General features: G+C 64.4%; 23 protein-coding genes. 17 read left to right on the top strand and 6 right to left on the bottom strand.

Annotation, left to right across the window (positions count from 1 at the left end; genetic code table 11):
* Window positions 1-31: 31 nt before the first annotated feature.
* On the bottom strand, window positions 32-814 hold the full coding sequence (locus BHE01S_RS23990; RefSeq protein WP_042268486.1) for an SDR family oxidoreductase: 783 nt from the start codon (window positions 812-814) through the stop codon (window positions 32-34).
* A gap of 347 nt (window positions 815-1,161) precedes the next feature.
* Here BHE01S_RS23990 and BHE01S_RS23995 point away from each other — a divergent pair, with 347 nt between their 5' ends.
* The 3 genes from BHE01S_RS23995 (at window position 1,162) to BHE01S_RS24005 (ending at window position 4,313) form a co-directional block, all read left to right on the top strand.
* A complete protein-coding gene (locus BHE01S_RS23995; protein WP_042268489.1) occupies window positions 1,162-2,394 on the top strand; it encodes an ABC transporter substrate-binding protein in 1,233 nt (410 codons plus the stop codon).
* Window positions 2,395-2,565: 171 nt separating this feature from the next.
* Window positions 2,566-3,471 carry a carbohydrate ABC transporter permease gene (locus BHE01S_RS24000; RefSeq protein WP_042268491.1) on the top strand — a complete coding sequence of 302 codons (906 nt, stop codon included), beginning with the start codon at window positions 2,566-2,568 and terminating at the stop codon, window positions 3,469-3,471.
* Window positions 3,468-4,313: a carbohydrate ABC transporter permease gene (locus BHE01S_RS24005; RefSeq protein WP_042268494.1), complete on the top strand. Its 846-nt coding sequence runs from the start codon at window positions 3,468-3,470 to the stop codon at window positions 4,311-4,313. The genes BHE01S_RS24000 and BHE01S_RS24005 overlap by 4 nt, the downstream gene beginning before the upstream one ends.
* A gap of 90 nt (window positions 4,314-4,403) precedes the next feature.
* Here BHE01S_RS24005 and BHE01S_RS24010 read toward each other — a convergent pair whose 3' ends face one another.
* Together BHE01S_RS24010 and BHE01S_RS24015 are read right to left on the bottom strand one after the other, a co-directional pair.
* Window positions 4,404-5,345 carry an AEC family transporter gene (locus BHE01S_RS24010; RefSeq protein ID WP_042268496.1) on the bottom strand — a complete coding sequence of 314 codons (942 nt, stop codon included), beginning with the start codon at window positions 5,343-5,345 and terminating at the stop codon, window positions 4,404-4,406.
* Between the two features lie 69 nt (window positions 5,346-5,414).
* On the bottom strand, window positions 5,415-6,902 hold the full coding sequence (locus tag BHE01S_RS24015; RefSeq protein WP_174479528.1) for a DHA2 family efflux MFS transporter permease subunit: 1,488 nt from the start codon (window positions 6,900-6,902) through the stop codon (window positions 5,415-5,417).
* Window positions 6,903-7,136: 234 nt separating this feature from the next.
* On the opposite strand from BHE01S_RS24015, the gene BHE01S_RS24020 reads away from it, so the two are divergent.
* Complete coding sequence (locus BHE01S_RS24020) at window positions 7,137-7,580, top strand: MarR family winged helix-turn-helix transcriptional regulator (protein WP_042268499.1); 444 nt, start codon at window positions 7,137-7,139, stop codon at window positions 7,578-7,580.
* A 28-nt stretch (window positions 7,581-7,608) separates the two neighbouring features.
* On the opposite strand, the gene BHE01S_RS24025 is transcribed toward BHE01S_RS24020, so the two are convergent.
* Together BHE01S_RS24025 and BHE01S_RS24030 are read right to left on the bottom strand one after the other, a co-directional pair.
* The gene (locus tag BHE01S_RS24025; protein ID WP_042268500.1) at window positions 7,609-9,099 is read right to left on the bottom strand and encodes an aldehyde dehydrogenase; all 1,491 of its coding nucleotides are present in this window, start codon (window positions 9,097-9,099) and stop codon (window positions 7,609-7,611) included.
* An 80-nt stretch (window positions 9,100-9,179) separates the two neighbouring features.
* Window positions 9,180-9,731 (bottom strand): cupin domain-containing protein, encoded by a 552-nt coding sequence (locus BHE01S_RS24030; protein WP_042268504.1) that lies wholly within the window; start codon window positions 9,729-9,731, stop codon window positions 9,180-9,182.
* Window positions 9,732-10,176: 445 nt separating this feature from the next.
* Between BHE01S_RS24030 and BHE01S_RS39240 the strand changes: the two genes are divergently transcribed.
* The 12 genes from BHE01S_RS39240 (at window position 10,177) to BHE01S_RS24085 (ending at window position 24,229) form a co-directional block, all read left to right on the top strand.
* On the top strand, window positions 10,177-10,401 hold the full coding sequence (locus BHE01S_RS39240; protein ID WP_245639843.1) for a hypothetical protein: 225 nt from the start codon (window positions 10,177-10,179) through the stop codon (window positions 10,399-10,401).
* Between the two features lie 279 nt (window positions 10,402-10,680).
* Complete coding sequence (locus BHE01S_RS24035) at window positions 10,681-11,490, top strand: gamma-glutamyl-gamma-aminobutyrate hydrolase family protein (protein ID WP_042268506.1); 810 nt, start codon at window positions 10,681-10,683, stop codon at window positions 11,488-11,490.
* A gap of 31 nt (window positions 11,491-11,521) precedes the next feature.
* Complete coding sequence (locus tag BHE01S_RS24040; protein ID WP_042268568.1) at window positions 11,522-12,856, top strand: glutamine synthetase family protein; 1,335 nt, start codon at window positions 11,522-11,524, stop codon at window positions 12,854-12,856.
* An 18-nt stretch (window positions 12,857-12,874) separates the two neighbouring features.
* Window positions 12,875-14,317, top strand: a complete 1,443-nt coding sequence (locus BHE01S_RS24045; protein WP_042268508.1) for an aspartate aminotransferase family protein — start codon at window positions 12,875-12,877, stop codon at window positions 14,315-14,317.
* A gap of 75 nt (window positions 14,318-14,392) precedes the next feature.
* Window positions 14,393-15,514, top strand: coding sequence for a polyamine ABC transporter substrate-binding protein (locus BHE01S_RS24050; protein WP_042268510.1), 1,122 nt, complete (start codon window positions 14,393-14,395; stop codon window positions 15,512-15,514).
* A 249-nt stretch (window positions 15,515-15,763) separates the two neighbouring features.
* Window positions 15,764-16,915 carry an ABC transporter ATP-binding protein gene (locus BHE01S_RS24055; protein ID WP_042268512.1) on the top strand — a complete coding sequence of 384 codons (1,152 nt, stop codon included), beginning with the start codon at window positions 15,764-15,766 and terminating at the stop codon, window positions 16,913-16,915.
* Window positions 16,916-16,928: 13 nt separating this feature from the next.
* Window positions 16,929-17,900, top strand: coding sequence for an ABC transporter permease subunit (locus BHE01S_RS24060; RefSeq protein WP_042268514.1), 972 nt, complete (start codon window positions 16,929-16,931; stop codon window positions 17,898-17,900).
* Window positions 17,897-18,808 carry an ABC transporter permease subunit gene (locus BHE01S_RS24065; RefSeq protein WP_042268517.1) on the top strand — a complete coding sequence of 304 codons (912 nt, stop codon included), beginning with the start codon at window positions 17,897-17,899 and terminating at the stop codon, window positions 18,806-18,808. The genes BHE01S_RS24060 and BHE01S_RS24065 overlap by 4 nt, the downstream gene beginning before the upstream one ends.
* A gap of 88 nt (window positions 18,809-18,896) precedes the next feature.
* On the top strand, window positions 18,897-20,480 hold the full coding sequence (locus BHE01S_RS24070) for a DUF3138 family protein (RefSeq protein WP_042268518.1): 1,584 nt from the start codon (window positions 18,897-18,899) through the stop codon (window positions 20,478-20,480).
* Window positions 20,481-20,541: 61 nt separating this feature from the next.
* Window positions 20,542-21,834 (top strand): NAD(P)/FAD-dependent oxidoreductase, encoded by a 1,293-nt coding sequence (locus BHE01S_RS24075; RefSeq protein ID WP_042268520.1) that lies wholly within the window; start codon window positions 20,542-20,544, stop codon window positions 21,832-21,834.
* Window positions 21,834-23,138 (top strand): NAD(P)/FAD-dependent oxidoreductase, encoded by a 1,305-nt coding sequence (locus BHE01S_RS24080; RefSeq protein ID WP_042268569.1) that lies wholly within the window; start codon window positions 21,834-21,836, stop codon window positions 23,136-23,138. The genes BHE01S_RS24075 and BHE01S_RS24080 overlap by 1 nt, the downstream gene beginning before the upstream one ends.
* A 116-nt stretch (window positions 23,139-23,254) precedes the next feature.
* Window positions 23,255-24,229, top strand: coding sequence for an aldo/keto reductase (locus BHE01S_RS24085; protein WP_042268523.1), 975 nt, complete (start codon window positions 23,255-23,257; stop codon window positions 24,227-24,229).
* Here the strand turns inward: BHE01S_RS24085 and pdxR are convergent.
* The gene (gene pdxR, locus BHE01S_RS24090; RefSeq protein WP_042268525.1) at window positions 24,177-25,718 is read right to left on the bottom strand and encodes a MocR-like pyridoxine biosynthesis transcription factor PdxR; all 1,542 of its coding nucleotides are present in this window, start codon (window positions 25,716-25,718) and stop codon (window positions 24,177-24,179) included. The genes BHE01S_RS24085 and pdxR overlap by 53 nt on opposite strands.
* A 108-nt stretch (window positions 25,719-25,826) precedes the next feature.
* Here pdxR and BHE01S_RS24095 point away from each other — a divergent pair, with 108 nt between their 5' ends.
* Complete coding sequence (locus BHE01S_RS24095; RefSeq protein ID WP_042268527.1) at window positions 25,827-26,291, top strand: GNAT family N-acetyltransferase; 465 nt, start codon at window positions 25,827-25,829, stop codon at window positions 26,289-26,291.
* The last annotated feature ends 17 nt before the right edge of the window (window positions 26,292-26,308 follow it).

Consider the following 26,308-nt stretch of genomic DNA (forward strand, 5'->3'; position numbering starts at 1 on the left):
TCTTTTCAGGTCGAAACGTCGCGAGCGCGCCTCAGAACGGATCGAGCGTCAGCTCGTTCGCCATCATCCGGTTGCCCGCCATGAGGCCCGCGTCCACGGGCAGCGCCACGCCCGTGATCACGCGCGCCTGCGGAGAGGCGAGAAACTGCACGGCGTCGGCGATGTCCTCGGGCGTGGCCACGTCGCCGAGCGGATACCATTTGCTGAGTTCTTCGAAGATCTTCGGATGCTGCTCGACGCGTGCACGCCACGCGGGCGTCTTCACCGTGCCGGGGCAAACGATGTTCGCGCGTATGCCGTGTGGGCCCAACTCCATGGCGAGCGCCTTCGTGTAGCTCACGAGGCCCGCTTTCGCCGCGCTGTACGCGGGGTGGCCAAGCGCCGAAAGGCCGTTCACCGAGCCGATCAGCACGAGCGCACCGCGCCGGCGCTCGATCATCGAGGCGCGCACGGCTTCGACCGTGTAGTAGGTGCCGTTCAGGTTCAGGTCGATGTCGCGCCGCCAGCTAGCGGCGTCGGTATGCGCGAGCGTCGTGCCGAGCGCGCCGCCTGCGTTCGCCACGGCCACGTCCACCGGGCCGCGCGCCGCCACGCCGCGCGCCACGGCTGCGGTCACGGCGGCCTGATCGCTCACGTCGGCGGCGAGCGGCTCGAGGCGCGCCGCGCCCGCTTCGCCCAATTCCGCCGCGAGCCGTTGCACGCCCTCCCCATCGCGGTCGAGCGCGAGCACCGTGTCGCCCGCCTCCAGAAACCGTTTGCACAGCGCGCGGCCTATGCCCCCGCTTGCGCCCGTCACCAGCACCACCCGGCTCATGTCGACTCTCCGTGCGGCTCGCCGTCTTACCGGAGAGCCTGAAAATTTCCTACATACGAATGCCGGGCGATTACCCGTATACGGGTTTATACCGACCACATCGCGCTGCTGCAGCGCATGAATTTCCCCTGTTTTACAGCATGTTATGCAAATTTCGGCACGCGAAACAATATCGAGATTACCAGGTGACAATGCTTTTTTCATCCTGTAGGATTTTTTCAAACAACGCAACCCAGCAGCCGGGTCAAGGCGGCGGCATAAGCAGGAACAACCACCAGCAACAACAACCCCGCATGGGATGGGACCAAGCGCTAAAGCGCCCATTCCCATCGACAAGGAGAGAACGAATGTCGTTTCAGGCACGTGCAACCACCCTGCTCGGCAAGCTCGCCGTCGCGCTAGCCTTCGCCGGCATCACCGCCGCGGCGCACGCCGATACGGTCCGCGTGACCGTCGCCCACTACAGCGACGCCACCGCCCCGTACTTCGAGAAAATGGCCAAGCAGTTCGAAGCCGCCAATCCCGGCATCACGATCAAGATCGAAGACGTGAACTGGGACTCGCTGCAACAGAAGCTGCAAACGGACATCTCCGGCGGCGCCAACGCCGACCTCGCGATCATCGGCACGCGGTGGCTCCTCGACTTCGTGAAGGACGACATTGCCGAGCCGCTCGACCCGTACATGGACGCGAACTTCAAGGGCCGCTTCATCGGCCCGTTCCTGGCTCCGGGTCAAATCAACGGCAAGACCTACGGCCTGCCGATCGCCGCTTCGGCGCGCGCGCTTTACTACAACAAGGACATGCTCGCCTCGGTCGGCTATCCGAACGGCCCGAAGACCTGGAACGACGTGGTCGACGCCTCGAAGAAGCTGAAGGCGAAGGGCATTGCGGGCTTCGGTCTGCAGGGCAAGGAAATCGAAACCGACGTGTACTTCTACTACGCGTTGTGGACCCACGGCGGCGAAGTGGTGGGCAAGGACGGCAAGGCGGCATTCAACTCGCCGGCTGGCGTGAAGGCCGCGACGCTCTACAAGACGATGATCGACGAAGGTCTCACCCAGCCGGGCGTGACGGGCTACAGCCGTGAAGACGTGCAGAACCTCTTCAAGCAGGGCCGCGTAGCGATGATGATCTCGGCGCCGTTCCTCGCCAAGCAGTTGCAGAAGGAAGCACCGAACATCAAGTACGGCATCGACCCGATCCCGGTAGCCACGACGCCCGCCACCTACGCGGTGACCGACTCGATCATGATGTTCAAGAACTCCAAGGCGAAGCAGAGCGCCTGGAAGTTCCTGGACTTCCTGTTCACGAAGGAACCGCGCGTGCAGTTCACGAGCACGGAAGGCTTCCTGCCGACCACCAAGGCTGAAGCGAGCGACCCGGCGTTCCAGAATCCGGACACGCAAGCCTTCATCGCGCTGCTGCCGCATGCGAAGTTCGCGCCGACCGTGACGGGCTGGGAAGACACCGCAAAGGCCGTGACCAACGCAATGCAGGCGGTCTACCTCGGCAAGGCCAAGCCCGCCGATGCGCTGAACCAGGCGGCCACGGAAGCGAACAAGTCGCTCGGCAAGTAAGCCTCAATGGCAACGGCGGCGTGCGCGCGAAGGTCCTGGCGCGCGCCGCAACGCCTGAGAACCGACGTTTCGAAGCACTGACGATTCGACATGACTACGGGTCCCCTGAAGCCCTCGCCCGCCACCGCACCGGCCGGCGATGCCCCCGACCGATCACGCGCACGCCATCGCATGAGCCGACCACCCCGCGCCGTATCCGCGCCCCGCGCGCCCTGGCTCCTGATCGTGCCGAGTCTCGTGCTCGCGCTCTTCATCATCAGCTATCCGATCTTCAACATCGTGTATCAGTCGCTGCACGACGTGTCGCGCTTCGGGCAGATTCGCGACTTCAGCGGCCTGCAGAACTTCTATAACGTGTTCGGCGACCCGGTGTTCATGAGCGCCCTGAGGAACACGCTGATCTGGACATTCTTCGTCGTGGTGGGCACGGTGCTCATTTCCGTGCCGGTCGCGCTCGTGCTCAATCAGGACTTCTACGGCCGCGGCATTGCGCGCACGATCGTCATGCTGCCGTGGTCCGTCTCGCTCACGATGACGGCCGTGGTCTGGCGCTGGGCGTTCAACGACGACTACGGCATGGTCAACGTCACGCTGCAGCGTCTGGGTCTCACTTCGGGTCCGATCCACTGGCTCGCGACGCCCGAGTATGCGTTCCCGGTGGAAATCTGCGTGGGCATACTCGTGTCGATCCCCTTCACGACCACGATCCTGCTGGGCGGCCTTTCCTCGGTGCCGGGCGACATCTACGAAGCCGCGCGCATCGATGGCGCGAGCGCCTGGCAACAGTTCCGCCAGCTCACGCTGCCGCTGCTCAAGCCGTTCATCAACATGGCGATCCTGCTGAACGTGATCTACGTGTTCAACTCGTTCCCGATCATCTGGGTGATGACGCAAGGCGGCCCCGACGACAGCACGCATATTCTCGTCACCTACCTTTACGAACTGGGCTTCCGGTTAGGGCGGCCCGGCGAAGCCGCCGCCGTCTCGCTCGTCATGCTCGTCATCCTGTTCGCATTCTCGGTGGTCTACCTGCGTCTGCAGGCAAAACGCGGCGGCGCCGAAGGAGACCTGGCATGAACCGCAAGCTCAAACGCTCGATCGGGTGCTGGCTCGCGCTTTCGCCGCTCGTCGTGGCCGTGCTGTTTCCGTTCGCGGTGATGTTCTTCACCTCGTTCAAGCCGGCTTCGGAAGTGTTCGTCTATCCGGCGCGCTGGCTGCCGATGCAGTGGCGCTGGCAGAACTATGTCGACATGTGGCAGGCCGCGAACTTCGGCGTCGCGCTGCGCAACAGCATCGTGGTGAGCTGTCTTTCCACGGCGCTCGCACTCGCCGTGAGCCTGCCGGCCGCCTACGCGCTCGCGCGCTTTCCGTTCCGCGGGCGCGGCCTATACCGCCAGTTCCTGCTCGTCACGCAGATGCTCTCGCCCATCCTGCTCGTGGTCGGCCTGTTCCGGCTCGCGGCGATGATTCCCTATGGCGACGGCAATCTCGTCGATTCGAAGATCGGCGTGATCGTCTCTTATGCGGCGTTCAATATCGCGTTTGCCGTGTGGATGCTCTCGTCGTATTTCCAGACCGTGCCGCGCGATCTCGAAGAATCGGCGTGGCTCGAAGGCTGCAGCCGCACGGGCGCCGTATTCCGCGTGTTCCTGCCGCTCGCGGTGCCGGCCGTGGTGGTCACGGCGATCTTCACGTTCATCAGCGCATGGAATGAGTTCGCCGTGGTCTATACGCTGATTCGCTCGCCCGAAAACAAGACGCTCACGGTGCAGGTCACCGACATGGTGGCCGGCAAATACACCGTGGAATGGCAGCTCGTCATGGCGGCCACGCTCGCAGCCACGCTGCCGGTTTCCGTGGTGTTCGCCTGGCTGCAGCGCTACATGGTGAAGGGACTCGCGCTCGGCGCAGTGAAGTAGCGGACAAAGAGAGGCGGCCTCGTCGTGCGCGTGGCCCGCCCCTGAATCGCAGTGGCTTTCATGCGGGCAGGCATCGTGCCTCGCCGGCTTTCAGCGGTGGTGCAGATGCAGCAGGATCAGCGTGAGCGTAACGAGCGAACCGAGTGTCGAGTGCAAAATGGTGCGCGAAGTCACGTGGGCCTCGCGCCGATAGTACTCGGCGAGCATGAACGGGCCGGTGCCCGTGGGCAGCGCCGCGAGTAACACCGCGATTTCCACGAGCGGGCCAGGCAGCCCGAATACGCGACCGGCCAGCCACCACGTGAGCAGCGGCTGCGCGACGAGCTTGCAGAGCGTGAGCCACCACGACGACTCACGCGGCGCCTCGCCGCTCGCGCGTCGTTCGGCGAGAAAGAGTCCGAGGCTGACGAGCGCGCACGGGCTCGCCGCGCCGCCCAGCAGCTTCAGGAAGGTTTCCGCGCTGGCGGGCAGGGTGACGTGCGCGGCCGAAACGACCGCCCCCAGCGCCGGTGCAACCAGCAGCGGATTGCGCAGGAGCGAGCGCACGACCTTGATGGCGAGCCGGTGCGGACGCCGCTCGCTTTGCAGCCCCGTTTCGATCAGCACGATGGCGATGGCGAACAGCACGCAGACCACGAGGATCGTCGCGATGGTCGTGGGCGTGAGGCTCGACGGCCCGAACGCGATCATGCACAGCGGGAAGCCCACGTAGCCGGTATTCGGATACGCGGCGGCAAGCCCGTCGATGCTTGCATCCGCGAGCGGGCGGCCGAGGAACACGCGCGCGCCCACCACGGCGACGAACACGGTGAGACCGGCAAGACCGAATGCGGCGACGAACGCCGGCTGATAAAGCTCGCGCCACGTTGCGTGCGCAAGGATATCGAAGAGCAGCGCGGGAAGCGCGAGCCACACGACGAAGCGGTTCAGCTCGGACGCCGCGGCAGGGCCGAGGACATTCGTGCGGCGGCAGGCGAAGCCCGCGAAAATGAGGCCGAAAACCGGCAGGAGAATAGAAACGGCAGCAAGCATCGGGATTCGTGAATGCAAAGCGCGCGGACGTGCCGCGCGCCAGGGTGAAACGGAAGACGGACCGTTGCGCTAATCCATCGCCGCGTGACCCGCATCGACGGCGGCGGCGCCCGGGCCGGTGCGGATCAGGAAGAGCAGCGGAATCACGAGCAGCGTAGCCACGAACATCATCTTGAAGTCGTTCAGGTACGCGATCATCTGCGCCTGCTGCGTGATCGACTGGTTGAGCACGGCGAGATCGTACCGCGAACCGCTTTCGAGCATCTGCTGAACCGCAGGATTGAACGGGGTCACGTTCGCGGCGAGGTCCGCATGCGCGATCTGCGTGCCGCGCGTGACGAAGGTCTGCACGATCGAAATGCCGATACTGCTGCCGATGTTGCGCATGAGGCTATAGGTGGCCGTACCGTCTGCGCGCAGCTGCGGCGTGAGCGTCGAGAACGTCAGCGCGGAAAGCGGCACGAACACGAAACCGAGGCCAAATCCCTGCACCACGCCGGGCCACACGATATCCGAGGGCGAGAGTACGAGCGTGTACTGCATCATCTGCCAGAGCGCGTACGCGGAGACCACGAAGCCGAACAGCAGAATGACGCGCGCATCCACGCGTTTCAGTATGCGCCCTGCTATCAGCATGGCGACCATCGTGCCCGCGCCGCTCGGCGCCGTGACGAGCCCCGTGGTGGCGACCGGATAGCCCATGAGGTTCTGCAGCATGGGCGGCAGCAGCGCGCGCGTGGCGTAGAGCACCGCGCCGATCACGAAGATGAAGAGCGTGCCGGTCGCGAAGTTGCGGTCCTTGAGCAGCTGGTAGCGAAAGAACGTGCCGGGCCCCGAGGTGGCCGTATGCGCGACGAAGAACGCGAAGGCAATGACCGCCACCAGCGCTTCGATGCGGATCTCCAGCGAGCCGAACCAGTCGAGCTGCTCGCCGCGGTCGAGCAAGGCCTGCAGGGCGCCAATGGCGAGCGCGAGTGTGGCGAAACCGAATACGTCGAAGCGCTGCGTGCGGCCGGGCACGCGCGCAGGCATGAAAGTCGAGACGCCGAAGAACGCAAACAGGCCCACCGGCACGTTGATGAAGAACACCCAGCGCCAGTTGTAGCTATCCGTGAGCCAGCCGCCCAGCGTCGGCCCGAGCACGGGTCCGACCATCACGCCCATGCCCCAGACCGCCATGGCTTGCCCCTGACGCTCGCGCGGATTGATGTCGAGAAGAATGGACTGCGAGAGCGGCACGAGCGACGCGCCGAACACGCCCTGCAACAGCCGCGACGCGACGATCTCGCCGAGCGTTTCGGAAAGCCCGCATAGCGCCGAGGCGACGGTGAAGCCGGCAATCGCCACGCCAAGGAGGCGCTTCACGCCGAAGCGGTCGGCGAGCCAGCCCGTGAGCGGCGTGGCAATGGCGGCCGCGACGATATACGAGGTGAGCACCCAGGTGATCTCGTCCTGGGACGCAGACAGCGTGCCCTGCATGTGCGGCAGCGCCACATTGGCGATCGTGCTGTCGAGCGTCTGCATCAGCGTGGCGAGCATGATCGAGAGCGTGATCATGCCACGATTGAGCGGGGCTTCCTTGCCCGACTCCGCCCGACGCTGCGCGGCGGAGCCGTCCTGCATGACTGCGGTCATCGTGCGGTTGTCTTGCGGCTGGCTTGATTAGGGGGCGGAGCGCGTCGAATTAATAAGCCTGCTTATTATACGACTCGCGCCTGCCGGCGCAATCGGTATTGCCAGGGCGAGGACACGCGTGTGAAGGCGCGAGCCGCACGCCCGTATAATCGCGCGATGACTACCGACCTCGAAAAGCGTTTTGGCTTCCTGGTCGTCGACGTGGGCCGGCTCTATGGCAAACGTTACGACGAGCGTGCGAAGTCGTCGCTCGAACTCACGCGCGCGCAGTGCCGCATGATCGCGTACCTCGCACACTACGGCGACATGAACCAGGCGCGCCTCGCCGAACTGCTGGAAGTGGCGCCGATTTCCGCCGGGCGGCTGCTCGAGCGTATGGAAGAAGGCGGCTGGGTCGTGCGCACGCCCAACCCGGAGGACCGCCGCGAATGGCTGGTGAGCCTCACGCCCAGGGCGGAAGGCGTGCTCACGGGCGCGCGCCGCGTGGGCGACGAAGTCCAGGCGGAAGCCCTGGCGGGCTTCACGCCTGAAGAAGCCGAGCAGTTCAGCGCGATGCTTCAGCGGATGCGCGCCAATCTCGGCGCGCTGGTGGAGCGTTAGCCCGGCGCGGTAACTCGCGTTATTCGCGTTATCGCAGCCGCACGAGCGTGGACTTGAGTTCCGTGTACTTTTCGAGCGCGTGCAGCGACTTGTCGCGGCCGTTGCCGGATTCCTTGAAGCCGCCGAACGGGAAGTTCATGTCGCCGCCTTCGTCGTAGCAGTTCACCCACACCGTCCCCGCACGCAGCCTGCGCGAAATTTCGTGGGCGTGCGTGAGGTTCGCGGTCCAGACGGCCGCCGCGAGCCCGTAGTCACTGTCGTTGGCAATGCGCACCGCTTCGTCGATCGTACTGAACGTGATGACCGAAAGCACCGGCCCGAAGATTTCCTCGCGTGCGATCTTCGTGTCGTGATGCGTATCGAACACCGTGGGCTCCACGTAGAAGCCGCCACTCTCCGCATTCACGCGTTCGCCGCCTGTCAGCAGCTTCGAGTCCCTGCGGCCGGCTTCGATATAGCTCAGCACCCGCTCCAGCTGAATCTTGTCGATGATCGCGCCCATCGACGCCTCCGGATCAAGAGGATTGCCAGGCTTATAGGCCTTCGCGGCCTCGACGAGCTTTGCGAGGAATACGTCCTTGATCTCGTGATGCACGAGCAGGCGCGAACCGGCCGTACACATTTCGCCCATGTTGTAGAAGATCGCGCTCGCCGCCGCACTCGCCGCACGGTCGAGATCCGGGCAATCGTGCAGCACGATATTGGGCGACTTGCCGCCAAGCTCCAGCCACACGCGCTTGAGGTTCGACTGGCCCGCGTACTGCATGATCTGCTTGCCCACGTTCGTCGAGCCTGTGAACGCAATGCAGTCCACGTCGCGATGCAGGCCGAGCAGTTTGCCAGGTTCCCCGCCGCCGGGCAGCACGTTGAACACGCCGGCCGGAATGCCGGCCTCGTGCGCGAGCTGCGCCACGCGAATAGCCGTGAGCGGCGACTTCTCGGAAGGCTTGAGCACGACGCTGTTGCCCGCCGCGAGCGCAGGCCCGAACTTCCACGAGGCCATCAGGATCGGGAAGTTCCACGGCACGACGGCGGCGACCACGCCAATCGGCTCGCGCGTGACGAGGCCCACGAGATGATGATCGGCGGGCACGACTTCGCCGCCCACCTTGTCGATGGCTTCCGCGAACCATTGCACGCAATATGCCGCGCCCGGCACGTCCACGCTCGTCGTGTCGCCAATGGGCTTGCCTGCGTCGAGTGTTTCGAGCAGCGCGAGTTCGTCGAGATGCTCGCGCATGAGCGCAGCCCAGCGCAGCAGAACGGCCTTGCGCGCACGCGGATTCAGGCCGGCCCACACGCCTTCGTCGAATGCGCGGCGAGCGGCGCCGACCGCGGCGTCGACATCGGCTGCGCCACAATCGGCCACGCTCGCGAGCACGCGGCCGTCGATCGGGCTCACGCAATCGAACGTGCGGCCCGAATACGCGTCGCGATACGCGCCGTCGATGAATGCGCGGCCTTCGATCGAAAGCGTCGCGGCCTTGTCCTGCCAATAAGTAAAAGTTTTCTTTTCCATCAGGATGCCTCAATGATTTGCGATCCACCTTGCACGCCGCTACGCGGCGTCAGGTGAAACGGGTTCGCGCGATCAGGGAGTCAGAAGGTGGGCGGCGAATTGGCCGACACCACTTCACAAACTTCGTTCGCGCTGGGATTGCGAAACCGGTGCGGGAAGCGGCTTTCGAAATAGTAGCTGTCTCCGGGGTCGAGCAGCCAGGTCGTGCCATCCACGGTCAGCTCGAGCTGTCCGGCGACCACCACGCCGCCTTCGTGCCCGGCGTGCACCAGCATTTCAGGGCCGGTATCGGCAAGCGGCTGATAGACCTCGCGCATGATCCCCATGTTGCGATCTTTCACGTTCGCGCCGGCCAGATAGAACTCGATCGACGCATTGCCGAGGTTCGGCATTTCGCCGCGCCGCGACACGACTTCTGTCCCTTCGGTCAGGTCGAAGGTGAAGAATTCAGCGAGGCTCATCGGTATGCATTCGAGCAGCTTCTTGAGCGAACCCACAGAGGGACTGACGCGACTTTGCTCGATCAGCGAGATCGCGCCATTGGTCACGCCCGCTCGCTTGGCGAGTTCGCGCTGCGACAAACCATAGCGTTTGCGGACATGGCGCAGGCGCGTGGCGACTTCGGATGACACAGAGGCAGACTCGGGCACGATGAAGGACCGTTGACAGGATGACTGCGCGTAGAGGGCGCGGTGGATGTGTTGAATATTCTAATCAGTTTGCTTTATTTTGCGTCAGTACAAACCCCTGTAAGTGATTCGAAATATAAGTACAGGAGCCGATATTTTGCACAGCGAGCGATTTCACAGGGGTGTCGGGGAAAGTGCTGACATCAAAAACTTGAAAAAATAATTGACGCCCTTTTTGACTCGTATATGCTGAACTACAGGTCGAACACAGCATCGTTTCTGCCACGCTGCAGCGCAAAAACAGCGTTTTATGCGAGAAACATAGCGAGTTGGCCGAGTCTGGAAAGCAATACATCGATGTCGTTCAATGTTTAATGCCTTGCTCAAATTGACGATCTCGCATGCTTGAACCAGACGTCTTTTTCAACGCAACCAGTCGAGTGTTATCGTGAGAGTCCGTGGCCCTCTGGTGAGGTGGGATCGTAGTCATGCGAGGTGTCTTCGCAATGACTGCACCGCCATCGCCGACGGCAGTAGCGGCAGGCTTGCCTCTCGCCTGTTCCTGTCCGTCTTCACGATCCTTTCCCGCCGCTCCGTTCGGCGTCACAACTCGGTCTCCGCACGCGCCTTCATTGCCGTCCATACGGACGAAGTCGCGTCGCTTCTGCCGTAGCGCCTCTCCTTTCTGCGCCGTTCGCTTTCTTCGCCATTGCTGGTTCGCGAAGCGTCTCATCACGCCTTCGCGGTGTGGCTGCGCACGCCTGAACACCGTCGCGCCCCACAACGGCAAGAAACGAACCGCCTACATGATCTCCACGCGCAGCGCCATCCGTTAGCGCCGCTCGCGCGGAGCACACAGGGTTTGTAGTTTTGCGTCCCGCAAGGCTGCAAGGTCATGTCACGCCCGTAGCTTTGACACATCACGCACGGGCAAGCAAGCGAATCATTAGTCATGCGAATCAGACCAGTAGTTGGCGTTACCGCCGACCGCACGATGATGGGACCGCACGCGTCACATGTTGCCGGCGAGAAGTACATCGCCGCGACTGTGGATGGAGCAGGCGCGCTCGCATTCGTGCTGCCCGCCCTCGGCGAGCGGCAGGCTGCGGCCGACATTCTCGAAGCCGTGGACGGACTGCTATTCACGGGCAGCTATTCGAACGTCGAACCGCACCGTTACGCGGGCCCGGCGAGCGCGGCCGGCACGCTGCACGACCCCGCCCGCGACGCCACCACGCTGCCGCTCATGCGCGTCGCGATCGAGGCAGGCGTGCCGGTGCTCGCCATCTGCCGCGGCTTCCAGGAGATGAACGTGGCGTTCGGCGGCACGCTGCATCAGCAGGTGCACAACGTTGCACGCTATGACGACCATCGCGAGAACAAGGACGATCCGCTCGACACGCAATACGGTCCGGCGCACGCATTGAAGCTCGTGGAAGGCGGCATGCTGCAGCAGCTTGCAGGCGGCGCGCGCGAAGCACGCGTGAATTCGCTGCACGGCCAGGGCATCGAACGGCTGGGAGCGGGCCTCGTGGCCGAGGCATTCGCACCCGACGGCCTCATCGAAGCCGTGAGCGTCGCGAACGCAGCGGGCTTCGCGCTCGGCGTGCAGTGGCACCCCGAATGGAAGTACGCGGACGACGCGCTGTCGACCGCGATCTTCCGCACGTTCGGCGAAGCCTGCCGCAACCGCATGCTGGCCCGAATACCAGGCGGGGCCGGACACGACGTGGCGCATGCGCCGCGCGCCGCCCACGCCTGAAGCCGGCCCATACAGAACAGAGAGAACGATCATGCATGAAATCGACGAATTCCTGAAAAAGCATCACATCACCGAAATCGAAGCGATCATCCCCGACATGGCGGGCATTGCGCGCGGCAAGATCATCCCGCGCAGCAAGTTCGAATCGGGTGAATCGATGCGCTTGCCGCAAGCCGTGATGATCCAGACCGTGACGGGCGATTACCCCGAAGACGGCAGCCTCACCGGCGTCACCGATCCCGACATGGTGTGCGTGCCCGACCCCTCGACGATCCGCATCATTCCGTGGGCCGTCGATCCCACCGCCCAGGTGATCCACGACTGCGTGCATTTCGACGGCTCGCCCGTCGAAATCTCGCCGCGCCGCGTGCTGCGCCGCGTGCTCGAACTCTACGAGGCGAAGGGCTGGAAGCCCGTCATTGCGCCAGAGCTGGAGTTCTATCTCGTCGACATGAACAAGGACCCGGACATTCCGCTCACGCCGCCCATCGGCCGCACAGGCCGTCCGGAAACGGGCCGCCAGGCGTATTCGATCGAAGCGGTGAACGAGTTCGATCCGCTGTTCGAAGACATCTACGAGTACTGCGATATTCAGGACCTCGAAGTCGATACGCTCATTCACGAGGTGGGCGCGGCGCAGATGGAAATCAACTTCCTGCACGGCGATCCGCTCAATCTCGCCGACCGTGTGTTCCTCTTCAAGCGCACGGTGCGTGAAGCGGCGCTGCGCCACCACATGTACGCCACCTTCATGGCGAAACCCATGGAGAACGAACCGGGTTCGGCCATGCACGTTCACCAGAGCCTCGTCTCGGCGGAAAGCGGTCAGAACCTCTTCACGGGCTCGGACGGCAAACCAACGGACATGTTCTACGCATATATCGCCGGACAGCAGAAGTACACGCCCGCGCTGATGCCGATCTTCGCGCCGTACATCAACTCGTATCGCCGGCTTTCGCGCTTCATGGCCGCGCCGATCAACGTGGCGTGGGGCTACGACAACCGGACCGTGGGCTTTCGCGTGCCGTACTCGTCGCCAGCCGCGCGCCGTGTGGAAAACCGCATTCCGGGCGTGGACACCAATCCGTACCTCGCGATCGCCGCAACGCTTGCGGCCGGCTATCTGGGCATGACACAGCACCTCAAGCCCACGGAACCGCTCGTGAGCGACGGCTATTCGCTGCCTTACCAGTTGCCGCGCAACCTGGAAGAAGGCCTCACGTTGATGAGCGCGAGCGAACCGCTCATGGGCATTCTCGGCGAGAAGTTCGTGCGCGCCTACCTCGCGCTCAAGGAAACCGAATACGAAGCGTATTTCCGCGTGATCAGCTCGTGGGAACGCAAGCACCTGCTGCTGCACGTGTAAACGAAAGGAGACACAGCAATGAGCTATCGAATCGACGCCCCCGCCAGCGCGCTGCAGGAAGTGCCGACGACGCTACGCGCGCAATCCAGCCGAACGACGCGCTCGACGAGCGAGTATCGCGCGCTGGACGCCGCGCATCACATTCACCCGTTTTCGGACATGGGCTCGCTCAACAAGGCGGGTAGCCGCGTGATCGTGAAGGCGAAAGGCGTGTACCTGTGGGACTCGGAAGGCAACCAGATCATCGACGGCATGGCCGGGCTTTGGTGTGTGAACGTGGGTTACGGCCGCAGGGAACTGGCCGACGCCGCCTACGAGCAAATGCTGGAACTGCCGTTCTACAACACGTTCTTCAAGACCACGCACCCGCCGGTCATCGAATTGTCGGCGCTGCTCGCCCAGCTTTCCCCCGAGCCGTTCAACCACTTCTTCTATTGCAACAGCGGCTCCGAGGGCAACGACACGGTGCTGCGCATCGTGCATCAATACTGGCTCACGCAAGGCAAGCCCTCGAAGAAGATCGTCATCTCGCGCCGGAACGCGTATCACGGGTCGACGATCGCGGGCGGCACGCTGGGCGGCATGGGCTACATGCACGAGCAGATGCCCTCGAAGGTCGAGAACATCGTGCACATCGACCAGCCGTACTTCTACGGCGAAGCGCAAGGCAACCTGTCGCCCGAGGAATTCGGCCTTGCGCGGGCGCAGCAGCTCGAAGCGAAGATTCTCGAAGTGGACGCGGAGAACGTGGCCGCCTTTATCGGCGAGCCGTTCCAGGGCGCTGGCGGCGTGATCTTCCCGCCTTCGACCTACTGGCCGGAAATTCAGCGCATTTGCCGCAAGTACGACATCCTGCTTTGCGCCGACGAAGTGATAGGCGGCTTTGGCCGCACCGGCGAATGGTTCGCGCATCAGCACTTCGGCTTCGAGCCCGACCTCATCACGATGGCCAAGGGCCTCACGAGCGGCTATGTGCCGATGGGCGCAGTGGGCATTCACGACCGCATTGCGAAGGCGCTCATCGAGAACGGCGAGTTCAATCACGGCCTGACTTACTCGGGGCATCCGGTCGCCGCCGCCGTGGCCGTGGCGAATCTCAAGCTGCTGCGCGACGAAGGCATCGTCACGCGCGTGAAGAACGACACCGGCCCGTACTTCCAGCAACGCCTGCGTGAGACCTTCGCCAATCATCCGATCATCGGCGAGATCTCGGGCGCGGGTCTCGTGGCAGGCCTGCAGCTCGCGGAAAATCCGAGGGCGCGCAAACGCTTCGCCAATGGCGGCGACGTGGGCACGCTCTGCCGCGACTTCTGCTTCAACGGCAACCTCATCATGCGCGCCACGGGCGACCGCATGCTGCTCTCGCCGCCGCTCGTGGTCACGCGCGGCGAGATCAATGAAATCGTGTCGAAGGCGAAGCAGGCCATCGACGCAACTGCGCAACAACTGGGTCTTTCTTAACGCGACTTGTCCACGGCGGGCGGCGCAACGGGGTGCTGGGCCTCCCGCCGATCTTCATCTTCAGGGGAAAGCAACATGAGTGTGAGTCATCTTCGTCATGCGGTCGCGATCGCGGCCCTCGCAGCGTGTGCAGGCCTCACGGCCATTCCGAGCCAGCCTGCGCACGCGGCCGACGGCGATTTGAACGTCTATAACTGGTCCGACTACATTGCGAAAGACACGATCCCGAACTTCGAAAAGGAAGCCGGCATCAAGGTCAAGTACGACAACTACGATAGCGACGACACGCTGCAGGCCAAGCTGCTGGCCGGCAGCTCGGGCTACGACATCGTCGTGCCCACGTCGAACTACATGGCCAAGCAGATTCAGGCCGGCGTCTATCAGAAGCTCGACAAGTCGAAGATTCCCAACCTCGCGAACCTCGATCCCGTGCTCATGCACATGATCGCCGACGCCGATCCGGGCAATCAGTACGGCGTGCCCTGGGCGTTCGGCACCGACGGCATCGGCTACAACAAGCAGGCGGTCGAAAAGGCGCTCGGACCGAACGCGCCCGTGGATAGCTGGGCGCTCGTGTTCGATCCGCAAAATCTCTCGAAGCTCAAGGGCTGCGGCGTGTCGTTCCTCGACCAGGCCGTGGACGTGTTCGCCGCAACGCTGCAATACATGCACAAGGACCCCAACAGCACGAACCCCGGGGACTATCAGGCCGCATTCGAAGTGCTGAAGAAGGTCCGCCCGTACATCACCCAGTTCAACTCGTCGGGCTATATCAACGACCTCGTCAACAACGATATCTGCGTCGCCGTGGCATGGTCGGGCGACGTCGGCATCGCGCACCGTCGTGCCGAGGAAGCCAAGCGTTCATACGACATCAAGTTCTCGAACGTGAAGGAAGGCGGCCTGCTGTGGTTCGACGTGATGGTCGTGCCCAAGGATGCACCGCACCCCGAAAACGCAATGAAGTGGATCAACTACATCTCCGATCCGAAGGTCAACGCGCAAATCACCAACGAAGTGTTCTATCCGACGGCGAACAAGGCCGCACGCCAGTTCGTCACGCCGTCAGTTGCGCAGGACGCGACGGTGTACCCGCCGGAAGACGTGCTCAAGAAGATGACGCTGATGAAGCCGATGCCGGCTGACATCCTGCGCCTCGAGAACCGTCTGTGGGCCCAGTTGAAGACCGGCCACTGACACGCTGATTCCCCCTGAAGGAAACAAGAAGGAGACGACGCGGAAGAGGGATCGCTCGACCCCTCTCCGCCTGAAGTGCGCAATTCCGTAGTCAGGCCGCGCAGCGCCGCCCCCCTTTTTTGACGACGCGCGCGAGCCTTTCCCGAGCTCCGTTCGCAGTACGAATCGCGAGTCGCGCCAGCGCCCCGTGCGGGCCGGCTCGCGCCTGAAAAACGTGTGCTGCGATCAGAAAGGAACCAAGGTCAGATCATGAATTCGACGTCCAAAGTCAACGCCCCAGAAGCTGCGCGCGCCACCGCGACCCCGCCAAGGAACGATGCGTTCGTGCGTATCGAAAACGTCGTCAAGAAGTTCGGCGACAGCACCGCCGTGGACAACGTGAGCCTGAACATCGCCAAGAACGAGCTTTTTGCGCTGCTCGGCAGTTCGGGCTGCGGCAAGTCCACCCTGCTGCGCATGCTCGCGGGCCTCGAAACGGCCACGTCGGGCCGCATCTTCGTCGACGGCGAAGACCTCGCGTCGCTGCCGCCGTACCGCCGCCCCGTCAACATGATGTTCCAGTCGTATGCGCTCTTCCCGCACATGAGCGTGGAGTCGAACGTGGCGTTCGGCCTCAAGCAGGAAGGCGTGCCGAAGAACGAAATCCGCGAGCGTGTGGCCGACGCGCTCAACCTCGTGCAGATGGGCCGCTATGCAAAGCGCAAACCCCATCAGCTTTCCGGCGGCCAGCAGCAACGCGTGGCGCTTGCGCGCTCGCTCGTGAAGCGCCCCAAGCTCCTGCTGCTCGACGAGCCGATGTCGGCGCTCGACAAGAAGATCCGCCAGAAGACCCAGCTCGAACTCGTGAACATCATCGAGAAAGTCGATGTCACCTGTGTGATGGTCACGCACGATCAGGAAGAGGCGATGACCATGGCCAACCGCCTCGCCGTGATGAGCGAGGGCCACATCGTGCAGATCGGCTCGCCCGGCGAAGTCTACGAATTCCCCAATAGCCGCTTCTCGGCCGAGTTCATCGGCTCGACCAACCTGTTCGAAGGCAAGGTCGTCGAGGACGAGCCCGATCACATCTTCGTGGAAAGCGAAGACCTCGAAACGCGCATGTACGTGAGCCATGGCGTGACCGGGCCTCTCGGCATGCCCGTGGGCATTTCGGTGCGGCCGGAGCGCGTGCGCGTGACGCGCGAGAAGCCGGGCACCCCGCACAACTGGGCGCGCGGCGTGGTCACGGACGTCGCCTACATGGGCAGCTATTCGCTTTATCACGTGCGTCTGCCGGGCGGCAAGGTGGTCGTCTCGAACCTCTCCAGCTCGCACCTGATGAGCGAGGGCGCGCCCGCCTGGAACGACGATGTCTACGTGTCCTGGTCGCCGGCCAGCGGCGTCGTGCTCACGCAGTAAGGAGGCCCCAATCATGAGTACCACTCTTCATACCACGCCGCAATCCGGCCGCGCAGCCGCAGATGCGCGCCGCGGCGCGCTCGCGCGCCTGTTCTCGCGCTTCGTGCCGTCGGGGCGCACCGCCGTGATCGGCGTGCCGTTCATCTGGCTCACGCTGTTCTTCGCGCTGCCCTTCGTGCTCGTACTGAAGATCAGCTTCGCCGACCAGGTAATGGGCATTCCGCCCTACTCGAACCTGGTCGAGATGAAGGACGGCATGGTGCACTTCGCGCTGCAGCTCGGACACTACGCGTTCCTGCTGCAGGACAGCCTCTACATCGCCACCTATCTCAGCTCGCTGAAGATGGCGGCGGTCTCGACGATCTTTTGCCTGCTGATCGGCTACCCGATCGCCTATTACATCGCGCGCTCGAACCCGGCCACGCGCAACCTGCTCATGATGGGCGTGATGCTGCCGTTCTGGACGTCGTTCCTGATCCGCGTCTACGCGTGGATCGGCATTCTCAAGGACGACGGCCTGCTCAATCACGCGCTCATTGCCCTCGGCCTGATCCATTCGCCGCTGAGGCTCTATCACAGCGACGCGGGCGTCTATATCGGCATGGTCTATTCGTACCTGCCCTTCATGGTGATGCCGCTCTACGCACACCTCGTGAAGATGGACCTCACGCTGCTCGAAGCCGCCTACGATCTGGGCGCCAAACCGTGGGTGGCCTTCACGCAGATCACCCTGCCGCTTTCGAAGAACGGAATCATCGCGGGCAGCCTGCTCGTGTTCATTCCCGCGGTGGGCGAGTACGTGATTCCCGAACTGCTTGGCGGCGCCGACACGCTCATGATCGGCCGCGTGATGTGGGACGAGTTCTTCAACAACATGGACTGGCCGATGGCCTCCGCCGTCACCGTGGCGATGGTGCTGCTGCTGCTCGTGCCCATGGCGATCTTTCAGTACTACCAGGTCAAGGAACTGGAGGAAAGCAAATGATCAAGCCCAATCGTACGCTCTCCACCGGGGTTCTCACGCTCGGTTTCCTGTTCCTCTATATCCCGATCATCAGCCTCGTGGTCTACTCGTTCAACGAGTCGAAGCTGGTCACGGTGTGGTCCGGCTTCTCGCTCAAGTGGTATTCGGCGCTGCTGCAGGACGAAGAGTTGCTGAGCGCCGCATGGCTCTCGCTGAAGATCGGCCTCATGACCGCATTCGCCTCGGTTGTGATCGGCACGTGGGCCGGCTTCGTGCTCGCGCGCATGGGGCGGTTTCGCGGCTTCACGCTCTACACGGGCATGATCAACGCACCCCTCGTGATTCCCGAGGTCATTCAGGGCATCTCGCTGCTGCTGCTCTTCGTCGCGCTCGAACAGATGCTCGGTTGGCCCAGGGGCCGCGGCATCGTGACGATCTGGATCGGCCACGTGATGCTGTGCGTGTCGTATGTCGCGATCATCGTGCAGTCGCGTGTGAAGGAGATGAACAGGTCGCTCGAGGAAGCCGCGCTCGATCTGGGCGCCACGCCGCTCAAGGTGTTCTTCGTCATCACGCTGCCGCTCATCTCGCAGGCGCTGCTCTCGGGCTGGCTGCTCTCGTTCACGCTTTCGATCGACGACCTCGTGCTTTCCGCGTTCCTTTCCGGACCGGGCTCGACCACCTTGCCGCTCGTCGTGTTCTCGCGCGTGCGCCTCGGTCTGAACCCGGAGATGAACGCGCTCGCCACGCTCTTCATCAGCGCGGTGACGATCGGCGTGATCGCCGTGAACTATCTGATGAGCGCACGCGAGAAGAAGCGCATGCGCGACATGCAGCTCGCCTTCGTCCAGCCCGATGCCGCCGAAGCCATTACGCCAGCCGCGCCCGCCGGCGCGGTGGGTGCGCCGATCGGCCGTCGCGCCGCCTGATGAGGATTGCCATGCAGGAAGGGGCAGCGTGAGCCGCCCCACCCCGAACCCGAACCGACTGCAATAACGACCAACAAGGAGAATTTCGATGAAGAAGAAGTTAATCTGTCTGCTGGTGGCCGGGGCGCTGCCAGGGCTCGCGCTAGCGGACTCGACCAGCGAACAGATCAAGGCCCTGCAGGCGCAGCTGAACGCCCTGCAAAAAGAGGTGAAATCGCTCAAGACCGAACTGGCGCAATCGAAGACCCCGGCGAAGACGGCAGCGGCAGCGCCGGTCGTGCCGGCCACCGCCGCCGCGCCGGTCGTGGACATCAGCTCGCCCGATTACGGCAAAGCGCCCGCGAACCTGACCAACGACCAGGTCGATGCGATGAAGCAGCAGATCGCGAGCCAGCAGCTCAAGGTCGATTCGCTCACCGACGCCGCCAACACCGGTCCGCTCGCGGGCCTGTCGATCACCGGCTATATCGACCCGACATATATCTACAACCGCGCGCCGGGCACTTCGTCTTTCCTGTTCGCGAACCATACGGGTGCGTATAACTACTTCAACAGCACGTTCGGCGACGTCTATCTCGACATCAAGAAGACCTTTGGCGTGGGCCCGATGGCGCCTTCGGCCGAAATCACGCTCATGCCCAACCGCGGCAACGGCATCACGCTGCTGCAGAACGAGCATGGCGAGATCGGCAACAACATCCTGAATACGGCTGTCGTGACCATACCGGTGACTTCCACTGGCACGTTCGTCGCCGGTCTCATGCCGAGCTTCGGCGGCTACGAGGTGCAGCAGTCGAACCAGATGCTCACGCTCACGCATAACCTGCTCTACGACTTCTCCGATCCGGGCAGCTATGTGGGCATTGGCTGGAACTACACGCCGGACGGCAGCAAATGGGCGTTCAAGTTCATGGTCGGCAACGAGCAGTACCGCACCAATGGCGCGGTCGTGCAGACGGGCCAGAACGCGCTGGGCGACCCGATCACCACGAGCAACCGGATCCCGACCTTCACGGCGCGCGCGGATTACACGTGGTCGAGCGCACTCGACATCGGCGGCTCGTTCAACATCGGCCGCCAGACGCTGCCGAGCGCCTTCGATTCGACGACGGGCCAGGCCGTGTACGGCGTGGGTGGCCAGGCATCGAGCTCGGGCGGCTACTTCTTCTTCGGCGAAATGGACGCGACCTACACGCTCGCGGACATCCAGTACAACGCCGAAGTCGATTACGGCCAGCAGCAGCGCGCGGCGTTCAACGGCGGCAACGCGCAGTGGTACGGCTTCTCGCTGCTCGCGCACCGCAAGTTCAATGCGCCGGTGGTGGGCCGCATGGGCGTGACGGCGCGCTACGACCTGCTCGCGAACGGCAAGAACGGCGGCGGTGGTGGCGGCATCGTGCTCAACTCGAACGGCATGGACCCGTACAACGGTTTCGGCATCGGTGCGGACTGCCTGGCAAACTCGAAGGCCGGTGGCGGCTTCGGCTTCGAGTGCAAGGGCGCGACACGCCAGGACGTCGCGCTCGACCTGCTGTTCTACCCGACCCAGCAGATCCAGGTGAAGGTGGAATATCGCCACGACTGGGCCACGCAGCGCGTGTTCCTGAACAGCGACGGCTCGTACAGCAAGAGCAACGACTTGCTGGGCGCGCAGTTCATCTACTCGTTCTGATGAAGTCGCGGCGGGCGCCGGCCTCGTGCTGCCGCCCGCCGTTTCCCGATTCGCTTTCGCCATGCTCAAATTCGCCAATCAGCCTCATGCCCCGTCCTGGTACGCGGCCACCGCCAACGACACCACCGCGCATCCGGCGCTCGAAGGCGCGCTCGATGCCGATGTCTGCGTGGTCGGCGCAGGCCTTACAGGGGTTTCGGCCGCGTTGAACCTCGCCGAACGCGGCCACCGCGTCGCGCTCGTGGAAGCCTCGCGAGTGGGGTGGGCCGCAAGCGGGAGAAACGGCGGGCAGTTGATTGGCGGTTTTGCCTGCGATATCGACACGTTCGCGCAGTTCATGCCCGAAGCCGAGGTCCGGCAGATCTGGGACATGGGGCTGGAAACGCTCGACATCGTGAAGCGGCGCGTCAGGCAGCACAACATCGACTGCGCGCTCACGGCGGGCTATTTCACCGCCGCGAACAAGGCGCGCGACGTGGAGGCGCTCAAGCGCTGGCGCGACGAGGCGGCGCGGCGCTTCGGCTACGACCGCTTCCAGTACGTGGACGGCGACGATGTGGGCCGCTACGTGGCGTCGTCGCGCTATCCCGGCGGCCTCTACGACCCTGATAGCGGGCACCTGCACCCGCTGAACTACACGCTCGGGCTCGCGCGCGCGGCGGTCGAAGCCGGCGTGCGCGTATACGAAAACAGCCCCGTCACGCGGCTGCGCGAAGAGGACGGCGCGCATGTGGTCGAAACCGCGCGCGGCAACGTGCGCGCGAAATTCGTCGTGCTCGCCTGCAATACGTACCTGGGCGATCTTGCACCGGCGCTCTCGCGCAAGATCATGCCCGTGGGCACCTATGTGATCGCCACCGAAAAGCTCGGCGCCGAACGCATGAATGCGCTGATGCCCGCCCAGGCCGCCGTCTGCGACAGCCGCTTCGTGCTCGACTACTTCCGTCCCGCCCCGGACACGCGCCTGCTCTGGGGCGGCAAGGTGAGCTATTCCACCTTCGCGCCGCCCAATCTGGGCGAAGCCATGCGCCGCGACATGCTAAAGACGTTTCCGCAACTCGCCGATGTGAAGGTCGAATACGCGTGGGGCGGCTACGTGGACATCACGATGAACCGCGCGCCGCACTTCGGCCGCCTCTCGCCGACAGTCTATTTCGCGCAGGGCTTTTCCGGCCACGGCGTGAACGTCACGGGACTCGCTGGCACGCTGATCGCCGAAGCCATTCACGGCCAGGCCGCGCGCTTCGACCTGTTCGGCAAGATCCGTCACCGCGATTTCCCAGGCGGCGCTACACTGCGAACCCCTGCCCTCGTGCTCGCGATGGCGTGGTATCGAATGAAGGACCTGCTTTGATAACACTCGACCTCGACGCCCAGGCGGACGCCCTCGCCCGCCACTCGTACTACGAAGCCACCGCCACGCGCCCCGCCGACGACGACCCCGTGCTCGAAGGCACGCTCGAGGCGGACGTGTGCGTGATCGGCGCGGGCTTCGCCGGGCTCTCGGTCGCGCTGGAGTGCCGCGCACGCGGCCTTTCGGTCGTGGTGCTCGACGCCCATCGGCCCGGCTGGGGCGCCTCGGGCCGCAACGGCGGGCAGACGCTCGTGGGCTTCGCGAAAGACGAAGTGCTCGAAAAGCAGCTCGGCGCGCAGGGCATACGCGCGGCGTGGGCGCTCTCCATCGAGGGGGTGAACCTCGTGCGCGAGCGCATTGCGCGTTTTGGCATCGATTGCGACTTCACGCCGGGTTATCTGACCGTTGCAACGAAAGCGAAGCGCGTACCCGATCTGCGCGCATGGATGGATGGGGCGCGCACGCGATGGGGTTACGATCGGCTCGAATGGCTCGACACCGACGCCACGCGCGCACGCGTGGCGTCGCAGCGCTATATCGCGGGCGTCTACGATCCGGTTTCCGGGCATCTGCATCCGCTCAAGTACTGTCTGGGTCTCGCCGCCGCCGCGCGCCGCGAAGGCGCGCAGCTCTTCGCGCATACGCGTGCGCGCGAAGTCGTACGCGGTGCACGGCCCGTCGTCAAAACGGCGCGCGGCGAAGTGCGTTGCCGCTTCGTGGTGTCGTGCTGCAACGCGGCGCCGGGCGGCGTGCTGCCCGGCAGCGTGGCCGCGCGCATCGCGCCCATCGCCTCGTACATCATCGCGACCGAGCCGCTGGGCCGCGAGCTGGCCGACTCGTTGATCGCGCAACGTTCTGCCGTGTGCGACAACAACTTCTTTCTCGACTATTTCCGCGTCTCGGCGGACGACCGCATGCTGTTCGGCGGCCGCGCCGATTCGACAGGCGCCGCGCCCGAGCGCCTGACAGCGGCCATGCAAACGCGCATGAGCGACACGTTCCCGCAACTCGCCGGCACGCGCGTGGAATACGCATGGGGCGGCTTTGTCGATGTCACGCGCAACCGCGCACCCGACTTCGGCGCGATCGACCCGAATTATTACTATGTGCAAGGCTTTTCGGGGCACGGTGTCGCGCTCACGGGCATGGCGGGACGTCTCGTTGCGCAGGCCATCGTCGGCGAGCGTGCCTCGTTCGATCTGTTCGCGCGGCTGCGGCACGCGCGCTTCCCCGGCGGCCCCGCCTGGCGGCGGCCCGCGCTCGAAGTCGGCATGCTCTATCACCGCGTGATGGAAATGTTCTGACGCGGCCCGCGCTGCACGTTCTTGCAGCCTGTTATACCCTTGCGAAAGTCCGCCGCCCTCGCGCGGCGCACGCACTTCCTCTGCCTGAAATCGCCTCTTCGCAAGGAGCACCCGCAATGGATTACGTCAATTTCGGCTCGACAGGGCTGCAGGTTTCGCGTCTTTGTCTCGGTTGCATGACCTACGGCGTGCCCGAGCGCGGCACGCACCCGTGGACGCTCGGCGAGGACGCCAGCCGCCCGCTCATCCGCCAGGCACTCGACGCCGGCATCAACTTCTTCGACACCGCGAACACCTACTCGGACGGCACTTCGGAGGAGATCGTCGGGCGCGCGCTGCGCGACTTCGTCAAGCGCGACGACATCGTGCTCGCCACGAAGGTGTACAACCGCATGCGGCCCGGCCCGAACGGCCAGGGGCTGTCGCGCAAGGCCATCCTTACGGAGATCGACCATAGCCTCAAACGGCTCGGCACGGATTACGTCGATCTCTATCAGATCCATCGCTGGGACTACAACACGCCCATCGAAGAAACGCTCGAAGCGCTGCACGATGTCGTGAAGGCCGGCAAGGCGCGCTATATCGGCGCTTCGTCCATGTACGCATGGCAGTTCAGCAAGGCGCTCTACACTTCGCGCCAGAACGGCTGGACGGAGTTCATCAGCATGCAGGACCACGTGAACCTGCTCTATCGCGAGGAAGAGCGTGAAATGCTGCCGCTGTGCGCCGATCAGGGCATTGCCGTGATGCCGTGGAGCCCGCTCGCGCGCGGCCGCCTCACGCGCGACTGGAACGAAACGAGCGAACGCGCGGCCACCGACAAGTTCGGCGAGACGCTCTACGGCGCCGATGCGGACAAGGCCATCATCGATGCGGTCGCAACCATTGCGCGCGCGCACAATGTCTCGCGCGCACAGGTCGCGCTCGCGTGGCTGCTGCACAAGCCCGGCATCACGTCGCCGATCATCGGCGCCTCGAAACCGCAGCATCTCGAAGATGCCGTTGCAGCGCTCTCGCTCAAGCTCTCCGATGAAGAGATCAAGACGCTCGAAGCACCGTATCTGCCGCATGTGATCGCGGGCCATCAGTAAGCGACGCAGCCGCTGACAGGCGCTCGCGCACGATGCGTGCGAGCGTTTGCATGAGCGTGTCGGCAACCTGCGGCGGCGTTTCCGCATAGCCGAGCAGGAAGCCGTTGTAGCGTGTGGCGTCGGGGGCATCGACGCCATCGACACAGTACGCGCTCAAGGGCGAGAGATGCAGGCCATGTGCGCGCGCGGCTTCGCTCACATCGGCGTCGGAGAGCGGCGCGTCGAGGCGCACGCTCAAATGCATGCCGCCCGCGTCCGCCGACACCGTCATCACGCCGGCGAGGTGTTTATCGATGGCGGCGACGAGGCCGTCGCGGCGCTCCTCGTAGAGCTTGCGCATGCGCCGCAAATGGCGCGCGTAGCGCCCGCTTTCGATGAATTCCGCGAGCGCCAGCTGTTCCGCCACGCGCCCCTGGCGCACGAGCGTGTGATGCGCCTGCGCGAACTGCGCCGCCACACGCTGCGGCACGATCATGAAGCCGATGCGCAGCGCCGGAAACAGCGTCTTGCTGAAGGTGCCGAGATAGATCACCGGCGCGTCGTCGGCGAGGCCCTGGATCGACGGCAGCGGCGGACCGTCGTGGCGCAACTCGCTGTCGTAGTCGTCCTCGACAATCCACGCGCCGCAGGCGCGCGCCTGCTCGATCAGCGCGAGCCGCCGCTCGAGGCTCAGCACGCAGCCCAGCGGATACTGATGCGACGGCGTGAGATAAACGAGTCGCGGCGGCCGCTCGCGCCAGTCCTCGGGGCGCGCCGCCATGCCCGCCGCATCCACGCTCATCGGCACGAGTTGCAGCCCCGCGGCCGCACACGCCACGCGCGCGCCGAGATAGCCCGGATTTTCGATCCACGCGCGTTCGCCATGATCTGCGAACAAACGCGCGCACAGGTCGAGGCTCGACTGCGTGCCGTCCGTGACGAACACCTGCTCGGGCTGGCAGCGCACGCCGCGCGAGACGCGCACGTATTGCGCGATCGCCTGACGCAGCGCGGGCATGCCCGCGCTGTCGCCATAGCCGAGATCGTGAGCGCGCAACTCGCGCAGCGCGCGCTCGACTGCCGCGCGCCATTGCGCGTAGGGAAACGCGTCCAGCGCGGGCACGCCTGGGCGCAGCGCCTTCGAACCGTCGCGGCCCGAGCGGCGCGGCGGCAGTTCGCGCACGCGGCGCGCAAGCGCGGGCGCGGGCTCTTCGCGCTGCGCGGGGTGTGCCGGCGTTGCCGCCGCGCCGGCGTTGACCGCGTTGACGACCGAACCGTGGCGCGTCGCGCTGACGAAGCCCTCTTCCACGAGCCGCTCATAGGCATAGAGCACCGAATTGCGCGCGATGCCGAGCTGCTCCGCGAGCGCGCGGCTCGACGCGAGGCGCGTGCCGCGGCCAATGTCGCCGTCGAGAATCGCGCGGCGCAGGCTTTCGTAGAGCAGGTCCTGCTGCGTGAGCTTGCGCACGGCACGCTTCGCATAGGCCGCCATCATCAACGCGTAGTCCAAACCCGTGGCTCCATTGTTTTTGGTTTCGGTGGGACTAACAATGGTGCCACAAACCGCTTACGCTTGGGAGTCCGGGCAGGCCCGTCAACGAGGAGAGGGAGACAACACATGACCGACACGACGCTTCAGGTCCGCGCCGTCGCACCCGACGATTTCGCTGCATGGCTGCCGCTCTGGGACGGCTACAACCGCTTTTACGGCCGCTTCGACGCCACCGCACTGCCGGAGCCCATCACGCGCACGACCTGGTCGCGCTTCTTCGACGCCTACGAGCCCATGCACGCGTTGATCGCCGTGCGCGGCGAACGCGTGCTCGGCCTCGTGCACTTCATCTATCACCGCAACACGATTCTGGAAGGGCCGATCTGCTATTTGCAGGATCTCTTCACCGTGGAAGACTCGCGCGGCCAGGGCGTGGGCCGCGCGCTGATCGAGGCGGTGTACGCACACGCGAAGGCGTCGAATTCGTCGCGCGTGTACTGGCACACGCACGAGACGAATCACACGGCCATGCGGCTTTACGACGACGTGGCCGTGAAGCCCGGCTTCGTCATGTACCGCAAGGACGTTTGACGAGCCGTGTGAGGCGC

It is taken from the genome of Paraburkholderia heleia NBRC 101817, from assembly GCF_000739775.1.
Taxonomy (GTDB): Bacteria; Pseudomonadota; Gammaproteobacteria; order Burkholderiales; family Burkholderiaceae; genus Paraburkholderia; species Paraburkholderia heleia.